The sequence below is a fragment of the Pseudomonas sp. PS01270 genome (genome assembly GCF_029959775.1).
Lineage (GTDB): Bacteria > Pseudomonadota > Gammaproteobacteria > Pseudomonadales > Pseudomonadaceae > Aquipseudomonas > Aquipseudomonas atacamensis.
The window spans coordinates 14100-32767 of record NZ_JASCPT010000007.1 but is presented as its reverse complement, the minus strand read 5'-3'; the positions used below and the strand labels follow the sequence as shown (position 1 = coordinate 32767).

Genomic DNA, 18668 nt, shown 5'->3' with positions numbered 1-18668 from the left:
CTAACTCCCCTCACTTATTTTTTTCGTGAACTAGCGGTTGTACTCAGCTCCTGCTGCAGCCGAAACTATGGCTTCCCCACGCCCAATGGCGCCCGCAGTCGGCCTAGCTTTTTTTCTTTAGTCGTGTCGCGAACACCAATCAGAGTGCCTCTGCCTCTGCCTCTGCCTCTGCCTCTGCCTCTGCCTCTGCCTCTGCCTCTGCCTCTGCCTTTGCCTAATCGTCGTAAAACCTACGAACAAGCTGCCGGGCCAACCCGCACAAAGGTCACACTGAATTCTTTGCACTGCCGATGCTGCTGGAGCCGATTCGCAAAGCTGAAGGCATCATTCAGCTCAAAGCGCTGAAAAACATCCAAGCCACGACCAAGCACTATCTTCCAACCCGTGTCGGTTGTGATGTCTCGATCATGCTTGGTGCCGCTAGTGTCGTAGGCCCAACTGAACTGGATGCCAACACCGGTACAAGCATCAGCGATCTTCTGCAGGCTTTCGGTCTGACGATCACCATTGGAATCATCCTCAACGGTCACCACATGAACCACCACCTCATCTTCCGGGCCTTGCAGCTTGCTAATGGTCTCCATCAGTTCCATCAAGTTGCGCAACTGGTGGAACATACGAAGATAGGGGTCTGTGATGATGATGCGCTTGGCACCTACCAGATAGGGACTGAACAACTTGTCAAAACTCAGTCCTCGCTGATTTTCTTGGAAGACCAAATGCTGCTCTTTCAGCACTGGCTCCACAGGCACAGGATTGCTAGGGCGTAAGATTGGCCCTTGCGTGGCTGGCGCTGCCTCGATAAACGCCAAATGGTCAGTGCCGACTTGAGGTAAGTCTGCAGTAGAAACCTCAGTCGCGCCCCGACGATGGTATTGATTAGGATACTCATCCTCTTCCAGAGTGCGCACCAAACGCTCCTGAGCATCAGCCCCCTGGTAGGCAAAACGAACTGCCGGATAGGTCGCGTCAATGCGTAGCAACTGATCCTTCACCCGCTTTCGCCCTTCAATTGCGGTGCGCAATACGTCTTCTACTTCGGCGTCTGTCGTCTCGCCATGCGGGTACAGGATCTTCATCAAACCAGAAAAGGTTTTGTTGATGCCATCGCGGTCGCGCGTCGAAATATCGTCGGATAGCGTGAACTGTCCCTTGTAGCGATCTGAGTAGTCATGACTACGAAGTGAGCGCAGGATCTCGGCCAGGTAGTCCACCACGAAACCGTAACCACTGGAGAACATCTCGCCACGGATGACATCCACTTCCCAACCAGGGATGTAGCTGTGAATACGATCGAGAAAGGCTGAATCGTGGAATTTTTCAGGCAGCGGGTCGAACAGATCTGTGTGCTTAAGCATGTACGGCACGGTGTGATCGGTATTACCCACAAACACCATACTGGCCTCTGCTCCCAAGGTCTCCACTCCCCGCGAGAACGACTTGTTGGCCATGTAGTTCTTCATGATATCCACCAGCGCCTTGTCAACGCGCTTTTGCTTGCCGGCGAACTCATCGAAAGCCACTACATCCCAGTAACCCACCAGACCGAGCTTACCCGTGCCGTTATGTACGAACAGCTTGGGAACTGTGACTTCGCCACCGGATATAAGAATGCCGTGGGGTGAGAACTCGGAGTAAACGTGCGACTTGCCGGTGCCCTTCGGCCCCAGCTCGATCAGGTTGTAATTGCGCTCGCAGAACGGGATGAGGCGGATAAGCTGAGCGAGCTTATTACGTTTGCCGAACATCTGCGGATTGAAACCTACGCTCTGGATCAGCAGGTCAATCCACTCATCAGTGGTGAACTGCTTACGTGCCTCCAGATAGGCGTCGAAATCAAAACGGGAAATCTGAATTGGCTTTAGCGAGGCCAGAATCCAAGGTGAGGCAGACTTGTCCTCGGTGTATTCATACTCCACATCCGCAATGCACCAAACACCACCTACCAGCAGCTTCTGGTGGGCCTTGACGGTGTTGGAGTCGATCAGCACCTTCTTGATGCCTAGGTTGGCGAACTCAGCCTCGTACACGTCATCCTTGTCGTTTAATGAGACGCTAATACGGTCAATAACCTTGTGTCGGCCCTTCTCCTTGATGGTCGAGCGCACCAGGCCGGCTTCGTTGCGATGCACGTAGTGCTTGCGCAGGATCTCCTTGACCGTCTCGATGCCGGTCTGGATCGTGGTCTCGTCGTTAGTGGCGCAGTATTGACCCAGCAGGTACTCCAACACATAGGAGGGCACGATAGCGTTGCCCTTCACCGCCTTGACCAGGTCCTTGCGGACGACCAGACCGGCGAAATGCTGGTTGATTTTGTCATCGAGCTGACTCATGAAGGCTCCCACTTAAAAGTCGAATTCACTGGTGAACGAACGACGAATCGTATACCGAGTGACCTTGTACCGGGTGAAATGCGAAGTGCCTTCCACCTGCTCCTCAAGCCGCAGCTCCACCTGCTGATTGTTCACCTCATCCGCTTTGCGGCTGAGAATGAAGCGTACCGACAGGTCGCGCTCACGCGGATTCTCCGATGCGAAGTCGAAGGTCAGTTCGTGCGCGTCAGAGATCAGTTCACCGTCCAGGGTATACAGGCCTGCACGCAGTCGGCGTGGTTGCTTCTTCTCGGTGACTGCCTCGGTCTGATACAGCACCACGGCCAACTGCCCGGTGGTGATGGTCTTGCCGCCACCGCCAATGAACTCTACTTCCACGCGCCCCACATCGCTCTGGCGTTTCTTGTTGATGCGGACGACCGGAATCACTACTTCCTGCAGCGTCGCCCCACCATGCACGAAACGGCTGCCGGAACCTTTCAGGCGCAGGCGGTTGATGGACTTGGGTATCTGCACTTCCAGAGTCCCTTCTAGGCCCAACTGGTCGGGGCTGAAGGTCTTGAAACCGGCTTGGCTGCGTAGGCCACGCCCCAGCACAAAGCGCCGGTCGCGATACAGCACCTCATCACCATCCGGTTCGTTGCTGAGGAAGTCGCTCTCCTCCAAGGGACGATTCTGGTAGATGAAGCCGTGGTCCGCAGTGATCAGCAGATTGCTGGCATTGGCATTGGTCAGCTTCTTCACCAGGCGAACCAGCTCGGAAAGGGTTTCCTCCGCCGCCGCAAACACTCGCTCTTGGGTGTCACGGGTATCGCCGGTCTTGTCTATCAGGTCGTGATAGACGTAGAGCACATCGTTGTCACGTAGTAGCGCCCGGGAGTCGGCCTGGTTCATGGCCAGCAGATCCTTAGCCAGCACTACCGCAGAGTTCGGCACGGCTGCCGCGAGGATCTTGCCGCGATTGACCGCCCCCTGAGCGCTCTGCCCATTCACCATGGCGTCACCACTGTCGTTTTCAGCCAGCTGCAGCGCTTGGTTGGGCAATAGCGCCGCCATGCCCAGCTGGGTATAGCTCGGCAGCATCGACAGTGCCGGCTCGAGCTCGGCCTCGAAGCGATCCTCGCGGCGAATCAGGCTCTGCAGCTCCTCGCCAACCTCGAAGCGGAATGCATCGGAGATCACCACGCAGACCTTGGTCTTGCGCTCGATGAATGGCTTCACATAGCGGCCAAAGAAATTCCGCTGCAACATGACCGGAGCGGCTTCCCAGCGCTGGGCGGCATCGACGTGCTGCTGCCAGCGGTCATTGAGACGCACCAGGAAATTGTTGGTGTACTGGTTTTCGACCTGGGTGTTGAGCTCCTCCAGCAACGAGGCCTGCCCCGATTCGCGGGCGTGATAGACGTACTTGCGGTACAGCTGATCCAGCCGATACCAGTTCTGCGCATACTTCTCCACGCCATCGCTCAGCGAAGTCATTTCCAGCTTCGCCGCATCCAGCAACTGCAGGAACTGCGCGGCATGGTCAACCGCCAGGTAGACATCCTCGAAGTGAGTAAACCAGTGGCTCTGTCGACGCTGGCGTACCCACTGCTCCACTTCCAGCGCGGTCACTGTCCTCGCTACTACTGCACGAACCAGCTCGCTAAGGATCTTGCGGTCGATCAGTTCGAAGTAATCCAGCTCCATCAGCTTGCGGTAATCGAGTCCATGCAACCGGTCACCGATCTGCAGTACTTCGGCACACTGCGCGGAGAGCAGCTCGAAGCTACTCTCATGAGAGCGACTGTCCTTCCAACGCTTGAGGAATACCAGCGACTCAGCCGACAAGCGTGCCTTGTGCTCCGGGTCGGTACCCATCAGGAAGCATGCCTTGAACAGCTCGATGACGAAATCATGCAAGCCAGGCTGCTCCGAGACATAGCCGTAGGCACGTTTCATCTGCTCCCACAGGAAACTACTCAGGCCACTGCTCTCGATCAGCTTGATCCGCGCATCGCCGGTACTGGCCAGCTCGGCCAGCAGCGCCTCCAGAATTACATCAAGGCGCTGCTCAGTATCGGCGCAGACCGCAAGCATCTTCAGGCGGAGCATGTTGTCCGAGTCCCCCTGCTGCATCAGTTTGAGTAGATCCTCACGCCGCCTGGCTGACTCAAAGAACGCAACATGCGCTTCCAGCAGCTGATAGCCATCTTGCCCCAGCTCCAGCTCGGCCAGCCACAGGGCGACCTGATCGGTACGGAAGCTGTTGCCACTGGCCAACTGCACATCGAGCAGCCAGTTTTCCAGATGTGGCGGCTCGGCACCTTCGCGGTAGAGCAGAAATTTCTGCACCGGCTGCTCGCGCAGGATGCGGTACTTCACGCCAAACTCGTTGTTGGCCAGCTCGATCTTCTCGACACCTGGCAGCTCCAAGGCTTCGAAATCAGCACGGAACTCCTGGCGATTGTCGTACCAGAAGACGATGCGTTGCTTCTCGAACAGGTTGGTAAGCGCCTGGGTGATCTTCGGGTTGCTCATGCCACAGCCTCGATTTCTTCCTCTTCATCCAGCACCTCTTCAGGTGCTGGTAGTGGCCCACTGACCACCACATTGCAACGCAAGCGCTGCAAAAGTGCCTCACGCCGTGCATTGCAGAAAGCCTTAAAGTCCTCAAAACCCAGGCTATCACTCTCTTCCAGCAGCAGATCGGCCGGTTTGATGCCAGAACCCTTCTCGGCTAGCCATTCGATCAGCGGCATATCCTTCTTCGAGCGGTTCTGCGAGGCATTCAGCAGGTGCAGGTTGGCAATCGAGTTCCAGTTGAGCGGGTTCCGGTAGAACACCATTAACTCGGGATCACTCTTGAGGAAGCCTTGATTGGAAAGCTCCGCCTTGGTGAAGGCGCTCTGCGGATGCAGGTGATCGACGTCCAGCTGCAGATTTTCGTTGATTTCGGGGAACAATAGACTCAGCACCGAACGGCACCGCGAGTCCCCATACTGGATGTCGAGCAGCCCTCTGAGGTACGCCTCGTCGAAGCGCAGATCCTTGTTGGTCGCAGTGAATGCTTCGATGATTTCGTCCAGAGGGAATGCCTTCTTGCCAAGGTGCTTGGCAAGCAGACGCTGCATTCTCGTGAGCACACCATCGGCTTGACCGCCAAACACCCCGCGCAGCAGCACCATGTGCAACCAGCGCGATAGCGCCAGGCGCTCATCGCGCAAATGGTTGATGTTATTGATGCTGAGATAAAGCGGCTTGTCCTGGAATGTCTGCTTGTACAGGTAGAAGGCCAACGGGATGACGGCATTCTTTGCTCTCAGCGAATGGTCATTCAGCCCGAACAGGCGCAGCAGCTTGAAGGTTGCAATGATACAGGCCCGGATCTGCGGCCATTGTGCCTGGATGACGCCGACCTGATCAGCATCGAAGTTCTTGACCTTGAACCGCACATCGGCATCGATCAGCATCAGACAGGTCTTTAGTATCCAGTCACGGCCAATCGAAAACTGCATCTCCGAACTCTGTCTGACCTCAGCGACCAGCTCGTCGATGTCCTTACGCGCATCGCCCTGCCAGTTGGCAATGGCGATAGACATCAGCAGGTCGGAGAACGCCAACGGCGTACCACCGCTATTGGTACGAATGAACACGTCTAGGACATGGTCGATATCCTGACTTTCCTCGTTGTAGTAGTGGATGACCTCCTCTCGCCGGATGAGGTGGTACAGACGATTCAACGTCTTGACTGCAAACCTGTTAGTAACCAGCCCTTGCTCCGTCAAGTAAGGCAGCACAACCTCCATCAGGATCTCATCATCAGAGCGCACATCGGGTAGGCTCAAGACCTTGCCCACCTCGAACCAATACGAGGTGGTGGCATTCTTGAAAGCTGCTATCTGCTTCTCAGTCAGGAACCGGAAGTCGTACTGGGCCATCGACTCGTTGTCATCCCCTTCAACGCCCTTGCTCAAGTTGAGGTAGAGCCGGCGTGGGGGGAGAACCTGATCGTTGCGCGTGTTGGGCCACCAGACTCGAGGCTGCTTGTAGGCATAGGTTCCTTTCAAGCCGATATAGATTGACGTCAGCCTCTGCTGCCCGTCTATGACCGCCTTGAAGTCCTTAAAATCCCCTTGGGTCGGGACATAGTCGTTGGACTCCTTGAAGCGCTGGCAGTAGTCAGTCAGGAAGCTGTAGAAGCGGTATTTGTTCTTGATCTCCGCACTCGTCACATCCCACATCATGAACGTGTTGATGGGATACTCACGCATTAGGGAGTCAAAGAGCGTGCAGATCTGCTGCGTCGACCAGACGAAGTTGCGCTGGATCGCCGGTAACAGAAACGTCCGGTCATCGATGTTGCGTATCGCCTGGCGCATCGTGATCGCCTTTTCAAAGCGGCCTGCCATATCAGTCTTCCTTGGCTTCCAGTCCCGGGATCTTCTTCAGAGCAACCCCCAGCTTGAGGTAGTTGACCTTGACGCCATCGCTCAGATCCAGCTGAACCTGCTCGGTGGCCAGCGGATAGAGGGTTTCGCGTTCGTAGTCGTCCAGCTCCAGCAGCTGCTTCTTGATGGTCTCGGCTTCCTTGTTGGACTTGGTTTTTTCGCCCTGGCTGGCAGAAGTACTAATGGCCACCTGCTGGAGGTAGTCCAGACGCGCGGCGAGCTTCTTGCGGAAGTCGCGTAAGTACTGGAGCACTACGCTGACGGTGTCAGCGCGGTAGCGATGCAGGTAGACGAGTGCGCTGAACGTACCCTTAGGACTGGAGAACAGCCAGTAGATCGGGCGCTTCTTGTAGCGTTTGACGTGGTCGGCATAGAAATCCTTGAGGAAGTACTTGCGCACGTCCTTGCCCAGCGCCTTTTCGATAAAGGCCTGGTTTTCTTCGTAGTGCTCCTCACCAAAGGTCACGCGCAGGAACTGGCGGAAGCGCTCGGTCACATCATCGGCGAACCACTCACCGTCGAGCACAGGGATGACGTTGTCCTCATCCGGCATGAATGTCGGCTCCGGCACGCGGGCGAGGTAGTCCTCCAGCCGTTCACCCTGGTTGGCGAGGATCAGGCCCGGCGCGTCGAGGCTGTAGCGGCCGAACATGCAGCCTACAGCGTAGGAGAGGAACTCGGCCATGGTGTCGGCCAGCAGGCGGGTTTCGCGGTCGTCCTCGGCGCCCTTCACGCCGTAGCGATAGGCGGGGTTGCAGGTGAGGGTGATCTCTTCAAGCAGCACCTCGGGTGTCAGCTCTTCTGACAAGCCATAGGCGTCGATGAAGATGCGGTTGTTCTCACCCTCTAGCTGCTGCATTTCATCCCTCATGCCCTGCCAATGTGCACGCAGGTGGGCATAGCTGGCCTCCAGCGTTTCGGTCCGATGATCCGGCGAAAGCAGCGGGAGCTTAGTGAAATCCCAAGAAGTTTCGTAGGCGTCCCAGTCTGACGTGGCGATGTGCTCGAGTTTCTTTGCTACGCCACGAATTTGATCCGCATTAAGATGCTGCGGAACAGGTAGGACAGATACAGACCCCACAAGAAAATGAAGAGTCGGGTTCATAATCTTCATAAAGTGGAGGACAGCGTTTGAACACAACATCCCCAAGGCAACATCCGGGTCGTCTGTGAAGAGAGTTGGGCCTTCACAGTTGAAGGAAAATCCACCTTCTGAAACCCTCGCACTGAACGAGCCCGAGCTTGTGTGAGACCAAGTAACACCTTTCCGAAACCAAAAATCGATATTTTGCGCGCGAGCCTTGTCGTTGTTAACAATGTCAAAGCCACCATTTTTCCAGTCGAGGATGTAGTCGTTGTTTCCCGACCACCGGCGAAACTCTCCGCCTTTCTTATGTGGTAGCCAGCGCTTGCGGCTCATCAGAAAAGCAGCCATGTCGGCGCTGTCAAATGAGATATTGGAATGACCGACCTCAAACCACTGCCTCAAAAATCGGTCATTATCCGCAGTAGCGATGCCTTGGCGGGCAGTGCCGATCTCCTGCACGCGCTTATCTTTCGCGAATGCGTTCAGAGTTGCCGGTTCTGCCCAGTAAGCAAGGGGCGCACCAGGAATTAGGCTAAGTTGCTTCTGGGGGGTGACAAACCGCCCATAATCCTTGTCGAAGAAAAGCTCCCGAATAGTTTCTGATGGACGAACCTGAACGTGATCTTCGAAAAGTTGCCGAAAATGAACATGGTGTGTCTCGGTCGGTGTTCGTTTCGATAGAACAAACGCGGCGCTACCAAAGTCAGCCCCGAAGATCCCGCGACCGAGGTGGACAAGTGACTCAAACGTAGACTTCACAAGCAAACGATTTCGGAGCTTCTCGTATGATCCAAGAAACATCCATGCTGGTAGCGTGATCATCCCCCAATAACCGCGCGGCTCGAGCAAGATGCGCGACCGCTCCATGAAGCAAGTCATCAAGTCAGATTTGCTTTCAGGGTAGGCTTTCTTAATCCAAGCACCGAGTTCACCATTTAGGCCCTTGGCGCCCGCATACGGCGGATTGGCCACCACCACATGGTATTTGGACGAGAGCACCTCAGCCATGCGCAGCACGGTCACCACTCGCTCCTGAACCTCCTTCAGCAGCAGATCGCCCCCGAAATCCCGGACCGCCACAGCACGCAGCGCCTCTGCCGGATCACGCAGCTTCGGCACGATCAGCGAGCCAAAGTTCTTCGTCTGCTCGAACTGCATCAGGGTCTCGCGCAACTCGTCCGTGAACAAGTCACGCCCCATGATGGCAACCACCTCACGCAGCTCATCCTGGGTGAAACTAACGTTCTGCAGCACACAGATATTGGGCTGTACTTCTAGGCGCAGGAAACGTCGCCGTCCCAGCCTAGCTGCTGCCTTCATCGCCAGCGCAAAGGCGGCCAGTGCGCCGGCACGCTCGTCGATCTCAACCCCATAGAGGTTATGGGCCAGGATCAGCGCCGGGATCTCGGTCGGGTCATAGCCCTCTTCCTCGTAGATCGCATAGAGCAGATCGAAGGCATAAGTCAGCATATGCCCCGACCCGCAGGCTGGGTCGCAGATGCGGATTTCTTCCGGACGCGAGATGCGCAGGAAATCCGTCTCGGGGTCTTCCGGCGCTATGTAATAGTCCATCTTCGCGGCCAGCTTGGACTGCGGACGGTTCAGCAGCCACAGCCGGCCCAACGAGTTCTCAACCAGATAACGGACGATCCAGTGCGGAGTAAACAGCTGCGTCGCTGCGGGGATATTTTCGGCCGTGATCTTGATGTTCTTCTTCAATCCAGCGAAGACCTCATCCTTCTTCTCCGCAATGTAGAACTGGTAGAGCCAGCCGATGACCTCAACGTCCTGACAGACCTCCTCGCTCATCACCTCGCGCAGACTGGTAACGACGGAGCCTTGCGACAGCAAGTCCTCAGGCATCAGCAGTTCGGTGTAGTCGTCGATCTGCTCGAAGAGGAAGGGCATGTGCCCGTACCAGTGGTTGCACGCCGACACCAGCAACAGGCGATAAGCCTCGCCTTGAGGATCTGAACTGGGTGCCTTGCCGGCCAGCAGATCCAGAATCTTTTGCCGCGTCTTGCCGGCGACCAGCTCCTCGTCCAGATGCCCCATCTTCGCTTCGGCAAGAATTTCCGGGGTGATTTGGCCTTCCATGGGCGTCAGCACACGGGGATTGGTGAAGCCGTTCACATCGAGAAAACGCAGGGCGCAGAAGCGGTTGAACCAGATGTAGGCGACCTTCTCGATCACCTGCTCCTTGCTGGACTCCTGAATCCGCCTTTCCAGCTGGGCCACAGTCTGCGGATTCTCGCGGCGCGCAGCGCTGCTGGCGTGTAACACCTGGATCAACTTGGTTTTGACCTGCCTGCGCAGCTCGGTGCGTGCAGCCTGGGCAAACTTCTTCAGCTTGGCGGTTTCCATCTATCCAACTCTCCTGCTCCCGGCACTCGGCCGGGCACTCTCAACTTAGGAGTGGCCCGCAGAAATCGGGTCACTTGAATTAGTTACAGAATCAAATCTGCACGCGGTTGCCGGCCTGGATTTCCCTCAGCCAGGCTTCGCGCTGCTTCTGAAGGTAGTCGTCCAGTTCGGCCTCACTGGCCAGCCAAGGCTTGGTGTAACCGACCTTGATCTGGCGAGCCTGCACGATGCGTGGCTCCGCCACTTTCAACGGCGGCTGGTCGGGCGGCAAATCGCCACCTCCCGTCAGCTCCTTGTTGGGCTGCGGAGACGGTTCGGGCTGCACTGGTTGCGGGCGGCCCAATTGTTCGAGCGTGAGCAACATTTGCGGGTATCGCTCATCCTCGAAACGCCGGCGCTGATCACGAATCACCGCGATCAGTTTTTGCCCTTTCAGGGCCTGGCGAGCCTCACTGAAGGGGGCTGCCAGTTTCGCCTTGTGCTCGGTACTCAGCCCCTCGTAACCGTCAGCACCGCCCAGGCGCAGTTCCAGCTCGTCGAGCAACTGCTCGCTGGCTTGCTGCTCGCTGGCCAATTGGTTGGCGATGGCCAGCTGGAGCGCCTCCAGTTGCGGCCTGGTCTGCTGCAGGCGGTTACCCTGCCAGGGCTTGCTGTCGGCCAGAATGACCCGGATCGCCTCGACCTCAGAGACGTTCACATAGGTGAAGTTGTCCTGCTGCTCCTGCACTAATTGACGGGCCTGGTCGTAGATCTCCCGCTGCGGGCTGCGCATGAAGCGCTGCAGCGGATCGACGATCTGCTCCTTGGTATCGACTAGAGCATCTTCTGCACGAGACAGGTCAGTCAGGAACCAGCTGGGATTCTTGGCGGCGATTTCCTTGAGGGTTGCCAGCACCCCATCCAAGGCAGAGAGGAAGGGATACTGAGCCTTCTGGCCGTGCAGCTCGGCCAGCTCCAGCTCGAGATCCTTGATGGCATCAATGGTTTCACGGGCCAGGGCACGAGCCTCGTTGCTGCTGGCCGGCCTGTCGAAAAAGTCGGCGAAGAAATCCTTGAGCGTCCGGACCTGGGAAGCGGTGAATTCGATCTGCGGCTCCAGCACGAGGGTGGGATGGGCGTTGGTATTGCGCAGGCTGCGCTCCAGGATGTCGCCTTCCAGCGGGTTGCTGTCCTGACGCACCTCGACCTTGCCACGCGCGCAGAGCAGCGCGAGGTTGCAGAGGATGGCCGCGTAATACCAACCGTAGCTTTTGCGCTCGAAACGCTCCAGCAGGCTCTTCACCGTGGTGCGCACGCCACTGCGCGCATTGGTCTGGATGAACGCCAACAGCTCCTGCTCCGGCTCGTTCAGGCTGGTGGCGTCGTTGCCGAGCAGCCCATCCTGCCCCTGTCGCAGGAACTTGCCGATGTCTGCCTCGCTGAACGGGACATCACGCAGCATGCGCAGATTCGGATAGGTGGTTTCGATGAGCTGGAAGAAGCCCTTGAGGATGCGGGTCTGGCCATCGTTGCTGGATACATCCACATCTGCCGCGTTGATGATCAGCTGCGCGTGGCCGAGCAGGTACTTGGCACGCTCCTGTATCTCAGCAAGTCGCTCGGTATTCTGGAAGCCCTTGGCATCGAGAATGCGCTTGACTGCCTCCTGCTGGGTGTTGCTGTTCTGCCGAATGTACTTCTCGGTGCGCTTGTACATGGTCAGGTCTTGCAAGAACCGGGCATCAGCCGGCAGCACCACGCGCAGCTCATCGCGGCCCATGCTTTGCATGCGCTGCACGGTGAGGTTATCGAAGTTGTCACTAAGCGGAGTGACGATGTGGATGGCCAATTCAAACTCACGACTGAGCGAACGGTCGTCCATTTTGCGCGCATAGGCGTAGTCCTGGCCGTTTTCATAGCGGACCTTGCGCTGCTTGATCACCCCGTCGAAAAGTAAGGTTTCCAGTTCCTTGATGACATCGGCGGATTCGATCTCAGTGTTTTTGATCTCTTCTTCGATGTCCTTCTCTTCGTCGGTCAGGTACTCGTAGAGCTCGCCATTGCGCTGGATGTAAGTTTGCTGCTCCAGCAAGTTGAGTGCCGCTTCCAGCTTCTTGCGTTGGGCTGGAATGTCTTCGCCAAAACGCTCCAGCATCAGCACATTGAGATTGCGCAGAGTGGCTTTGAACTCCTTGACGTACTTGACCAAGAACAATGCTTTGAGCACCCGCACCGCGTATGGGTCGCCAAGGTGCCGCTCGGAATTGTTGATGGCGCTTTGAATAGCGCTTTTCAGCGCCCCGCGAATGCCTTCGAACATCCGATCGAAAGTGGCCAGCTGGCCCACTGGCTCGTTGTCGATAGCCATGGCCACTTCGCGGAATACGCCGAGCATAGAGCGCTCGCCCACCGAGTTGGCCTTGCCCTCAAAGCCGTTGTGCATGGATATGCCACGAATGGCTGACTGGAAAAGCGGGAACTGGTAGGGCACGAAGGGGTAGCAGTAGGTGAAGTGCTCCAGATCGCGGAAGTTCTGATAGTGCTGTCCACCGTCGGAAAAGTCGAACAGGGTTTTGAAGTTGTTGAGCTGCTGGTTGTATACGGTTTTCAGCAGCTCGGCACCGGAGTCGTTCTTGGTCAGTAAGCGTTTCTGGATCACCTCGGCCACGTCGGCACTGGTGAGCTTGAGACGGTTGGCAAAGCGCGCCTGGATCTTGGTGAAGTCGTTGCTTTGTTGCTTGCTCATGTCGCCCATCACGGAGTCCATATCCTCCTGTGCGGTGACAATGACCCATGCCCGGCCCTGACACTTGGTGGCCAAGCTTTCAGCCACGGTTTGCAGGTTGGTCATGAGTTTGGTGTTGTCGGCAATGTACTGACCGACCTCATCGACAAAGAAGTTCAGACGAAAATTGGCCGGTTGCTTGTCAAGCCATACCTTGACTTGATTGCCGAAGTCTTCAATGGAGACGCTGTGCTGGGCGCGGTATTTGTCGAGGATGCCTTTGGCCTGTGCCAGGTCTTCACCTGTGATCTGGGCGTAGGCCTTGGCGATGTTGCCGGACTCAAGCAGCGCCTGCTCGCGACCTCGCTCCCAGGTCTTGTTGGCTACGCTCTGGTAGGCGTCCCTGAACGGACGGAACAGTTCACGACTGTCAAGATCGCGCTCAAACTGGGCGATATAACCCTGTTTTCCATAGTAACCGCACATCTCGTTAAAGACTTTGACGAACACCGAGAGCAAGGCGTCGATCTGGGTCTTACTGATGATGTCTGCTTTTTGGTCGATGTTGAACAGGATGCTTTTCGAGGAGATGGCGACGGCTTTTTTGAGCTGAGCGCGCAGCAGCTCGTCGTCGGCCTTGATCTTGGGCAAGAAAATATCCAGCGCGGTGCTGCCATCGACCTGGCGGTTTTCCAGCAACAAGGCGAGCATTTTCAACAGGTGCGACTTACCCGAGCCGAAGAAGCCTGACACCCAGACGCCATTGGCATGGTGGTAGTCGGTGTAGGCATCGAGGAAGCTTTCAAGACGCTTGGCAACTTCATCAGTGAGAACGTATTCGCTCAGCTCGTTGTACAGGCTGGTCTCGTCGTCAGCTTTGATCACTCCTTCAATTGGGCGGCCGACGGAGTTTTTGAAAATGCCATTGAGTTCCATTGACTGCTTCCTTACACCTGAGACTCGAAAATATTGAATGCACGGTAATACTTGTCATCGTGCAGCAGGCCGAACAGCTCCAGTGACGCGCCCTGCTCCAGCGAATGCCGATACTCACCGGGAAAGAACATCACCGTGGGTTTGTCTTTTGCCGTGCTTTGTAGGTTGTTGAGTACATTGTGCGAGCGGATATAGGGGAACACTTCACCGATGCCGGAGAGGAAAAGCACGTCGTAATCCGCCTGGGCAATTCGTTCGCCAATAGCCGGGACCAGGTGTTCCTTGATATCCAATACACCCTGCAAAAGCTCCAGCAGACCTTCTTTTTCAACATCGGGCTCAATCGCCCGGATCTGCTCCCACAAGCTGACACCTTCGTCACTGCCCTCACGAGCCTTTAGCAGGTCGATGGACAGATCGTACAGGCTGACTTCCAATACCTTTACACCACGCCCCTGCAAACAATCGATACGCAGACCGGCCAACGTGTTGACCAGTTGCCGCTGCATGCGTTGTATCTCAAAGGCTTCGGCCGCCTTGAATTCGCAGATGTAGAACGGCAGATCATTATTCAGCCCCTTCATTTCCAGAAAGCGCTGACCGCTCATGACGTTCAATAGGTGTTCAAAGCGGGCTGCCAGCGGCTGCTGACTGATTTTTTGGCTCATTGCAGCCACCTTTTAAGTTCATGGTCAGTTGCCGGGAATATCAGCAATTGCTTGTTATCGTGGCGAGCCAGTAAATGGGCCAGCGCTGGAGTTATCAACACAGGCTGGATCTGGTGTTGTGCGCTGATCAAGTCGGCATCCCGCAACATGCGGAACAAGTTTTGCCGCAATTTGCTTTGCGTGGACGCTGCCAATTCATCCAGCTCGGCATGCCACAATGCTTTTGCATTGCAGAAGGCATCGTAATCGCTTGTCGTGAGTTGGCGGCGCATAAGCAGGTAATGCTCGCGCAGAACTTCGCAAGCGAAGTCGCGGATGAAGGCATAGCGCCGGCAAGTTGCAGCCCATAGAAGGTAGCCTTGCTCGCGCAGGCTGCCATCTACCAAAAACTCCAGCTCCTCTGGATCCAAAAGCTCCAGACGCGCGATCAACTCCTTACTGATACGTGTCGCAGCAGCTGCTGTACGAACTTGCAACAGGTTCTCACCACGCACCTGCTCTCGGGTACGCTCCCAATCACGTAGCTTCAGATAGCGCTCGGCTACCAGGGGTGCCTCCTGTAGGAACAGGCCACCCGTGGTGAATGACAGACGATAGCGCTCAGCCGTCATTTTTCACCTGCTGCGATTCGTCACTGGCTCCGCCAGCTTTGACCCAGGTATCCACCTCAACCTTTTGGAACTTCCACAACCTACCCACCTTATGGGCTGGCATGCTGCGTTTACCGATCCATGCATAAACGGTGTCTTTACTGACGCCGAGATGTTCGGAAATTTCATCAACGCTGAGCCAACGGTCAGTCATAGCTAGATCTGCAGATAAAAAAAGACCTGCAGATCTTAGCTGTTTTTGTCGGTTTTAATAAGGTTAAAGCTGCTTTTAAGGATTAGCACCTGATAAATACCTGTTGATAGCCCCTACAAGAAACCCCCAGCTATCAGCTTCTGATCAGCGCTTCCATGAGGTGGCAAGCAGTGGCTCAAATCGAAGCGACATCCGATTCAACTTGAACTATCTCAACCGCTAAGCCCTGGATAATCTCGAAACCTTCAGGGCACTCCACCAACTCGACCGCGTCGACGCTTGGAGTTGTGAAACCGTAATCTGCCGTGACGCGCCATACGACATCCCCAGCCTGGGTAGTCCCGGTGAACAACGTCGCATAGGTTTCATCATCCCTCTTGAATGCGGGAGACTCCTCTAGCGCAGATGGGGACTGAACAATCGAATCTGCTGGCATGATGCCCCTCTCGCCTGACAGCTCGTAAACCACATCCTGAGTTACTTCAATTATTGATGCCATGGTGCCCTCCTAGTAAAAGGCCACCATGGCAGTGGCAATCAGCCAGTCAGGGAATAGGACATCCGTGCAGAAGTGGGGAATAGTTCATCGACTGATCGATAGAACTCAAGCAGTTGCCCGTCGAATGCGACCAGTGCGAAAAGTTCGCGCCCTGCCGTCTTGGATATCATGGGGAAGGATCACCCCGATACCGACCTCAACACCGTAGCTCACCCTCTACTGCAACCAAACACACGACAGCGATTGCCGTACACCTTGGTCGCGGCTTTGAAGAGGTAGCTCACACGATGGAAGTAGCGATCCATCTCCACGGGATCACCTTGAGAGAGGTGATACTCGGCGTTGGCAGGGACATGCACCAAGCCATCCGCATCGTCTTCAACAATTCCCAACGCGCTGGCCCATGCCGACTGGATGCGGCGGTATAGGTTCTCTTGTGCAGAGTGAAAGCGCCCCACGGTGTGGTACGCATCCTTATTGAGCAGTAAGACGAAGTGGTAATGCGGCCGACCCTCTCGCCCAATCTCCCGGACCCAGCACCAGCGCACCTGTGTCTGATGTGCAAAGCCATTCAGGCGCTTGGAGCGCTCCCGTGCTGATTGGATTCTGACGGTCAAGGAATCGACAAATCTGGAGATGACGGTGTTGTCTGATTCGAGTGGTAGGTCGTCGTCTGGAAAACGTAGATCGAAACGGACCGCGAATACCCGACGATGAGCGCTCAGCGCTAGCTGAGTGGTTTCATGAAGTCGTTCGAGGTATTCGGTAATGAAGGGTGCATGGGAAGTCATCACGGGTAGCCCACGAAAGGCGCTCTCGTGATGCAGGTGGAGATTGCTGTTACCGGGGTGACGCTTGGGCTGGTGTGTCATGGGAATGATCCGCTGAGTAGGTTCATCAACTCAGCGGACTTTGTAAATTTTTACAGTGGCAGACGTTCAGCGATGATTCGCCCCCCCTGTCACTGGATGAACTAGGCCTGGATGATTGAGCTCATGCCGCTCACCGGTGGGTAAGCGTGGTGGGGATGGTTTGTTGATTCAGCCATGGGGTATTCAAGTTCCTGTCATTGGTGAGCTGTATGAGTAATGGAGTGGTATAGAGATTGGATATATAAATAATACTAATACCGAAACCTACCACCCCACTCCTGCAAGGGGGTGGAGCGGCAAACTGCCAGAGAGCGCGGCAAGAATGAGGGAGCTTCAGTTATTCTGATGCTCTGGAAATAAACTACAGATTGGAGCCAAACGGTGAGCGGGAATGCCGACCGCAGACTTGCCGGACGCTCAGCCCATCGGCTGATCACGCCGACCTTAACGCCGACACCCACGCTCTACATTGCGAATGGTTAAAATAAGCCGTCGTCACTGATCGTAATGCTACGCAGCGCGCACATGGGGGGACAAGTGGGGGGACAGGAACAAAAAACTCAACAAAACTCAATAAAATAAGGAAAAATATCAAAAATAACGCCGCCCACAAGCCGGCTTTTTAATGCCTGCAAAAAGGCTACGCCTCTCGCTTGGAAGGAATCGAACAAGCTGGGCACCACTGTTCCGAAACGCTTCACAAGGAAGTTAAAACGTGCGATTCGCCCCTCGTTTCACACTGCTTGGACCGGTCATCCTGATCGCTGCGATGAGTTTTTATCTCTCAGGCTGCGTCGGTGCCATCGTGGCTTTGCCTGAGAAAACCACACTCAGAACTGACGAGTACAAAGCTCTAAGTGCTCGTTCGCTCACGCCAGCGATTACCCGAACCGCGCAATCAGCGCCTACCCGTGAATGGTGTGGCATCACGGTTTGGGCGTTGATCATTCCTGTTCCGCTGAAATTGCCCGTGTGTACGTCGTATTCCGAGCAGTCCTTTGGCAGTGACGAGTCCGGCAATGAAATTGTTTTGCTCTATTCAAAACAAACGGTACCGTCGCCGTTCTACGCCTGCGGGCCGTTCATGATGCTGGGGCCGATTGTGCATGGTTATCAGGGCAACGCGCTTTGCGGCGTTTTTCCTGATTAGCCGGATTCACGGATAACTGAACGACTTCACCAACGTCAGTTCCCCCGCCGTCCGCATCGGCACTACAAACGTTTCCATCTTCTCGCTCGGCGTGCCTTCTTCAGTAATCACCGTCACCTGCGCCGTGGTCAGCGCCTGAACCGCTTCATCCCCACCTTCGTCATCCCCGCGATATCCGCCGCCGTAATAATTCACATACACCAGATATTGCCCTTTGATCGGCGCGGGCATGGCGGCGATTTCCGGGCCGTAGCCGGTGGTGACGTCGACGTCGAGGGCGGCGCCGTTGGCGGCGCTGCGGTTGCCGTACCAGATGTGGGCGCCATCGGGGGTGATCAGGTGCAGGTCGAGGTCGGTGTCGTCGCTGTCCCAGGCCAGCAGCACGCGCAGTTTGGCCGGGGTGGCGCCGCCGCGGGCGTTGAGGAATTGCGTGCGGTGGCGTTGCTGGCCGTCGGCGCTGCGCACTTCGACGCTGTTGCTGCCGTTGGGGAAGGAGAACGGGCGATCGAAGCCGCCGGCGGGGTCGATTTTCAGCGGCATGCTGACGCCGTTGACGATCAGGCGGCCGGGTTCGTTGTTCTTCGGCACGGCTTTGATCTGGCCGCTGATTCTGGCGGTATTGGCCTGGCCAAGCGGTGTGTTGACCGACGAGGCCGGGTAGTTGACGGTCTGGCGAAAGCTCTCGCCCTCGCCTTGCGGAGCGCCGCTGCGCCAGCCGCCCACCGGGGTGTCGAGTTTGACGCCATCGGCGGCGAACGCTTGCGGCAGTACGTTGAGGGCACAGAGCAGCAGCAAGACCTGTGGATAACGGAGTGTCATGG

The 18668-nt window shown here is 56.2% G+C and carries 12 protein-coding genes; 1 reads left to right on the top strand and 11 read right to left on the bottom strand.

Features of this window, described 5'->3' with window-relative positions; genetic code table 11:
* Positions 1–230 precede the first annotated feature (230 nt).
* From brxL to QMX86_RS04425, 10 genes are all read right to left on the bottom strand, one after another.
* Entirely contained in the window at positions 231–2333 is a 2103-nt protein-coding gene (gene brxL, locus QMX86_RS04470) for a BREX system Lon protease-like protein BrxL (protein ID WP_282384502.1), read from the bottom strand.
* A gap of 12 nt (positions 2334–2345) precedes the next feature.
* Positions 2346–4853, bottom strand: coding sequence for a BREX-1 system phosphatase PglZ type A (gene pglZ, locus QMX86_RS04465; protein WP_282384501.1), 2508 nt, complete (start codon positions 4851–4853; stop codon positions 2346–2348).
* Positions 4850–6724, bottom strand: a complete 1875-nt coding sequence (locus tag QMX86_RS04460) for a DUF262 domain-containing protein (RefSeq protein ID WP_282384500.1) — start codon at positions 6722–6724, stop codon at positions 4850–4852. Before QMX86_RS04460 ends, pglZ begins: the two co-directional genes overlap by 4 nt.
* Position 6725: 1 nt before the next feature.
* A complete protein-coding gene (pglX, locus tag QMX86_RS04455) occupies positions 6726–10214 on the bottom strand; it encodes a BREX-1 system adenine-specific DNA-methyltransferase PglX (RefSeq protein WP_282384499.1) in 3489 nt (1162 codons plus the stop codon).
* 91 nt (positions 10215–10305) lie between these two features.
* On the bottom strand, positions 10306–13854 hold the full coding sequence (gene brxC, locus QMX86_RS04450; protein ID WP_282384498.1) for a BREX system P-loop protein BrxC: 3549 nt from the start codon (positions 13852–13854) through the stop codon (positions 10306–10308).
* 11 nt (positions 13855–13865) lie between these two features.
* On the bottom strand, positions 13866–14522 hold the full coding sequence (locus QMX86_RS04445) for a DUF1788 domain-containing protein (protein WP_282384497.1): 657 nt from the start codon (positions 14520–14522) through the stop codon (positions 13866–13868).
* Entirely contained in the window at positions 14519–15133 is a 615-nt protein-coding gene (locus QMX86_RS04440) for a DUF1819 family protein (RefSeq protein ID WP_282384496.1), read from the bottom strand. Before QMX86_RS04440 ends, QMX86_RS04445 begins: the two co-directional genes overlap by 4 nt.
* Entirely contained in the window at positions 15123–15326 is a 204-nt protein-coding gene (locus QMX86_RS04435) for a helix-turn-helix domain-containing protein (protein WP_060765718.1), read from the bottom strand. Before QMX86_RS04435 ends, QMX86_RS04440 begins: the two co-directional genes overlap by 11 nt.
* A 175-nt stretch (positions 15327–15501) precedes the next feature.
* Positions 15502–15825: a hypothetical protein gene (locus tag QMX86_RS04430; protein ID WP_282384495.1), complete on the bottom strand. Its 324-nt coding sequence runs from the start codon at positions 15823–15825 to the stop codon at positions 15502–15504.
* A gap of 209 nt (positions 15826–16034) precedes the next feature.
* A complete protein-coding gene (locus tag QMX86_RS04425; RefSeq protein WP_282384494.1) occupies positions 16035–16697 on the bottom strand; it encodes an inovirus Gp2 family protein in 663 nt (220 codons plus the stop codon).
* 715 nt (positions 16698–17412) lie between these two features.
* On the opposite strand from QMX86_RS04425, the gene QMX86_RS04420 reads away from it, so the two are divergent.
* Positions 17413–17847, top strand: a complete 435-nt coding sequence (locus QMX86_RS04420; RefSeq protein ID WP_225914394.1) for a hypothetical protein — start codon at positions 17413–17415, stop codon at positions 17845–17847.
* Positions 17848–17853: 6 nt separating this feature from the next.
* On the opposite strand, the gene QMX86_RS04415 is transcribed toward QMX86_RS04420, so the two are convergent.
* Complete coding sequence (locus QMX86_RS04415) at positions 17854–18666, bottom strand: DUF2135 domain-containing protein (RefSeq protein ID WP_282384493.1); 813 nt, start codon at positions 18664–18666, stop codon at positions 17854–17856.
* Between the last annotated feature and the right edge of the window lie 2 nt (positions 18667–18668).

Coding starts and splice junctions, on each gene's coding strand:
- brxL (WP_282384502.1), bottom strand. CDS start 2,333: ATGAGTCAGCTCGATGACAAAATCAACCAGCATTTCGCCGGTCTGGTC.
- pglZ (WP_282384501.1), bottom strand. CDS start 4,853: ATGAGCAACCCGAAGATCACCCAGGCGCTTACCAACCTGTTCGAGAAG.
- QMX86_RS04460 (WP_282384500.1), bottom strand. CDS start 6,724: ATGGCAGGCCGCTTTGAAAAGGCGATCACGATGCGCCAGGCGATACGC.
- pglX (WP_282384499.1), bottom strand. CDS start 10,214: ATGGAAACCGCCAAGCTGAAGAAGTTTGCCCAGGCTGCACGCACCGAG.
- brxC (WP_282384498.1), bottom strand. CDS start 13,854: ATGGAACTCAATGGCATTTTCAAAAACTCCGTCGGCCGCCCAATTGAA.
- QMX86_RS04445 (WP_282384497.1), bottom strand. CDS start 14,522: ATGAGCCAAAAAATCAGTCAGCAGCCGCTGGCAGCCCGCTTTGAACAC.
- QMX86_RS04440 (WP_282384496.1), bottom strand. CDS start 15,133: ATGACGGCTGAGCGCTATCGTCTGTCATTCACCACGGGTGGCCTGTTC.
- QMX86_RS04435 (WP_060765718.1), bottom strand. CDS start 15,326: ATGACTGACCGTTGGCTCAGCGTTGATGAAATTTCCGAACATCTCGGC.
- QMX86_RS04430 (WP_282384495.1), bottom strand. CDS start 15,825: ATGGCATCAATAATTGAAGTAACTCAGGATGTGGTTTACGAGCTGTCA.
- QMX86_RS04425 (WP_282384494.1), bottom strand. CDS start 16,697: ATGACACACCAGCCCAAGCGTCACCCCGGTAACAGCAATCTCCACCTG.
- QMX86_RS04415 (WP_282384493.1), bottom strand. CDS start 18,666: ATGACACTCCGTTATCCACAGGTCTTGCTGCTGCTCTGTGCCCTCAAC.